This window comes from Nocardia sp. NPDC049190, assembly GCF_040648115.1.
Lineage (GTDB): Bacteria > Actinomycetota > Actinomycetes > Mycobacteriales > Mycobacteriaceae > Nocardia.
The window spans coordinates 1-3,354 of the sequence record NZ_JBEZDE010000101.1 but is presented as its reverse complement, the minus strand read 5'-3'; the positions used below and the strand labels follow the sequence as shown (position 1 = coordinate 3,354).

Annotated in this window: 3 protein-coding genes and 1 pseudogene; 2 read left to right on the top strand and 2 right to left on the bottom strand. The window is 64.0% G+C overall.

The window, feature by feature from the left end:
* Together AB0B25_RS32005 and AB0B25_RS32000 are read right to left on the bottom strand one after the other, a co-directional pair.
* Positions 1–332 (bottom strand): annotated as a pseudogene (locus AB0B25_RS32005) (kinase); the annotation flags it as partial.
* Between the two features lie 8 nt (positions 333–340).
* On the bottom strand, positions 341–1,201 hold the full coding sequence (locus AB0B25_RS32000; protein ID WP_357187552.1) for a GntR family transcriptional regulator: 861 nt from the start codon (positions 1,199–1,201) through the stop codon (positions 341–343).
* Positions 1,202–1,398: 197 nt separating this feature from the next.
* Between AB0B25_RS32000 and AB0B25_RS31995 the strand changes: the two genes are divergently transcribed.
* A complete protein-coding gene (locus AB0B25_RS31995; protein WP_357187549.1) occupies positions 1,399–1,764 on the top strand; it encodes a hypothetical protein in 366 nt (121 codons plus the stop codon).
* Between the two features lie 5 nt (positions 1,765–1,769).
* The coding region (locus tag AB0B25_RS31990) for a replication initiator (protein ID WP_357187546.1) at positions 1,770–3,354 on the top strand (1,585 nt) is incomplete at its 3' end.

The window sequence follows — 3,354 nt, the reverse complement described above, 5'->3', positions numbered from 1 at the left end:
ACGACCATCCATCGGGTATTCGGCAAAGCCTCGCGGATGGCAGGGATTACACCAGTCTGTCCAGCGTGGACGACTGGAATGAGGCCGGCTGTGAACATCTCGAGGAGCCCTGGCCGATCGATGACGTAGCGTGCGCCATACCGCTCGTTGGCCCAGATGGCGTCGCCCGATGCTTCGAGGTCGGCCAGCACTTCAGGCGTCGTCATCCGGTAGCCGCGAGTACGGCCAGGACCAACCTTCAGGCGTTCGAACAGGCGGAACCGGGTGTCGATCGTGGACAGTGCAGCCGTAATGGAGTCCTTGCCAGTGGCCGGACCGCCGTACAGGATCACGCCAGAAGTCATCGGGTTGTAGCTTCTCGGCGGAAGCTCTTGATGAGTTGTCGGACTTGGGTGCGCAGCGGCTCGCTGTCCGGATCGTTGTCGATGACGACGTGATCAACCTCGGGACGGAACGACGCATCGAGCCCCGCGACATATTCGTCCCAGTGCGACAACTTCCATGTGTCGCGGGCAGCTCCTCGCCTGCGGAGATACAGGTGCATGGTCTCGACCGAGCAACGGACCCACACGAACGTCGGATCGGCATTGCAGGTCTCGGCGCGTGCAATCGTCTGATCGATCCAAGATCGGTCGGTGAACTCGCGGAGGTATGGAGCAGTCGCGATGACCGAGTTGCCGCACTCCGCATTGTCCTGGACGACTGCGGCCAATGCCTCGTACTCCCGTGGGCGAATCCGGTTTCTGTACACGTCGGATTCACGGTCATCGATGGTGGAGCCAAGATCTTCCAAGGCGGGCTCGATGATCGGACGAGCGATCGTGTCCTTGTCCAGGATCGCCCAGTTGGTCTCCCGGGCCATGATGCGCCCGAACTCACTCTTGCCGCTGCCCGGGAAGCCACCGATGTAGACGATTCGAGGTCGGACAGGGCGAACCGGCGCAGCAATCGCCAGGCTTAGTGCGGTGGGCGTAGTAACGATTCGCCCGGACCGATCCCGGCTCGCGACATATCCGTCAGCCGCGAGCTGTTCCATCGCCTTCGAGACCGTGAGCTGACTAGCCTGCCATTCCTTCGCGAGTTCACGTGTCGACGGGAGACGTTGGCCGTCCCGTAGCCGACCGGACTCGATGTCATTCCGGATTGCCTGCGCTATCCGCAGATGTGCTGGGACGGCTGCCGAGCGCTCTGGTCCGGGCACGCTGATCTCCTTCAGTAGCAGTTGCCTCCATGAGGGTATCAGTCGGTTCCGGCGCTGCGACCTGGGCGAATGTCGAGATTCAAGATAGCTCAACATTCGCCGAGAAAGTACTTGATACCGAGCGAAAGCAGTTTATACTATTGAGACGTAGCGCACAGAGGTAGCGCCCAAAATCCACTTCAGGCGGGGAGATTCAAATGGCAATTCGTGAGACGAGCAAGGCGACCGCACTCCGTCCGTCGCGTCTGAACTTCGCCGGTTGGTGCAAGTACTGCCTGACCCAGAACTGCTCTGATGCCCGCTGCATCGAGACCCACGCTCGCACCGAGTGGCAGTTGTGCGGCAAGTGTGGTGGCACCGAGTACGTCGGCGGCCACATCGACCCGATGACGGCCTGCCAGCGCTGCGACTGCTTCGGTGGGGTGATCGAGGTGGACGCCTACACCGCCGAGGTTGTCGAGCTGCGTCCGGAACCGGTGGCCTCGGGTTATTCCGTTGCGCGTCCGGTGGTCTATGAGTCCTGGCCTGCTGGTGGTGGGGCTCCGGTCCGGTGGGTCCGGTGATGCCGGTGGAGAATGCCACGGAATTGTCGAGCCCTGTCACGGATGGTGATGGGGCTACGGCCCGTCAGACAGCCGCCGAGCGTCGTGCTCTTCCGGACTTCCGGGATGTCGCGGACGCGTTGGCCGATGAGCACCATGTCTGCCGCCGCCCGGTCCCTATGCGGGTCGAGGACCCGAAAACGTTGCAGGTCACCTACGTCGGCTCTCCGTGTAAGGCCACCATCGAATCGGTGTGCCCGGCGTGTGCGGCCAAGGCCCGTTTCCTGCGGATGACGCAATGCCATGAGGGCTGGCACATGACCAGTGAGCCGGTGATCGAGAAGCGCACACCCACGGGGGAGCAGAAAGATCTCGTAGCGGCGCGCTCGGACCTGTTCGCCCAGTACCAGGACGCTGCCGACGACGGCGACCGGGAAGCCATGGCCGGCATCCGGGAAGTCGTCGCCTCGCTAGATGTGGAACTGCGCGAGTCCGGGTTCCGGGGCCGTCTCCCGGACTTCGACGCCAAGCTCAAAGATCGGCGTAAGCGTTCCACCCAGCGGCGCCAGGACGTGCCCGACCTGCCGCGTCTGAAGGTCGCGAAAACGACGATCGGGCGGGAGTACGCGGGCAAGTACCGGCCCTCGACGTTCGTCACGCTCACTCTGGACTCCTACGGGGCCGTGCACTCAGACGGAGCGATCGACTCGAAAGGTCGTGTGTGCGGGGACGGTTCGCCGCGTGACCCGGAAACCTACGACTACACCCGTGCGGCGCGGGACATCGTGCACTTCGCGGCCCTGTTCGACCGGTGGATCCAGAACCTGCGCCGTGCGGTCGGCTGGGACGTGCAGTACTTCGCGACCGTGGAACCTCAGAAGCGCGGCGCCCCGCACTTGCACATCGCGATCCGGGGATCGATCCCGCATGCGGTGTTCCGGGCGGTTACCGCGGCGACGTATCACCAGGTGTGGTGGCCGCATCATGACCTCGAGGTCTACACCGGGTCGCGGATGCCGGTCTGGGACGAGGGCGCCGGCACCTTCTGCGACCCCGACACCGGACAGCCGTTGACCGGGTGGGACGAAGCACTCGACGTGATGGATGCCGTCGACGAGCTCGAACCGGCGCACGTGGTCCGGTTCGGTGTCCAGGTCAAACCTATCGGCGTGCTGGGTGGCACGGAGGATGCTGACAACAAGGTGCGGTACCTGACCAAGTACCTCACCAAGAGCGTCGCGGAGATCATCGAGCCCAAGTCTCGGCGGGCAGCGGAGCATTACGACCGCTTGCATGCCGAGCTCGAGCAGACGCCGTGCTCGCCTCGCTGCGGTGTGTGGCTCCGGTACGGCATCGTCCCCAAGGGCGCGACCGCCAAGACCCAGCCGGGCCGCTGCAAGGGCAAAGCGCACCGCCGTGACACGTTGGGTATGCCCGGGCGCCGGGTCCTGAACTCGCGTCGCTGGTCGAACAAGACCCTGCCGGATCACAAGCAGGATCGCGCCGATTTTGTTCGGCAAACCCTCGCCGCTGTCGGGATCGTCAAGCCGGATCGTTCGCATCTGATCATCACCCCAGTCGAACCGGGCGACAAGTCGGTGCCACCTCAAG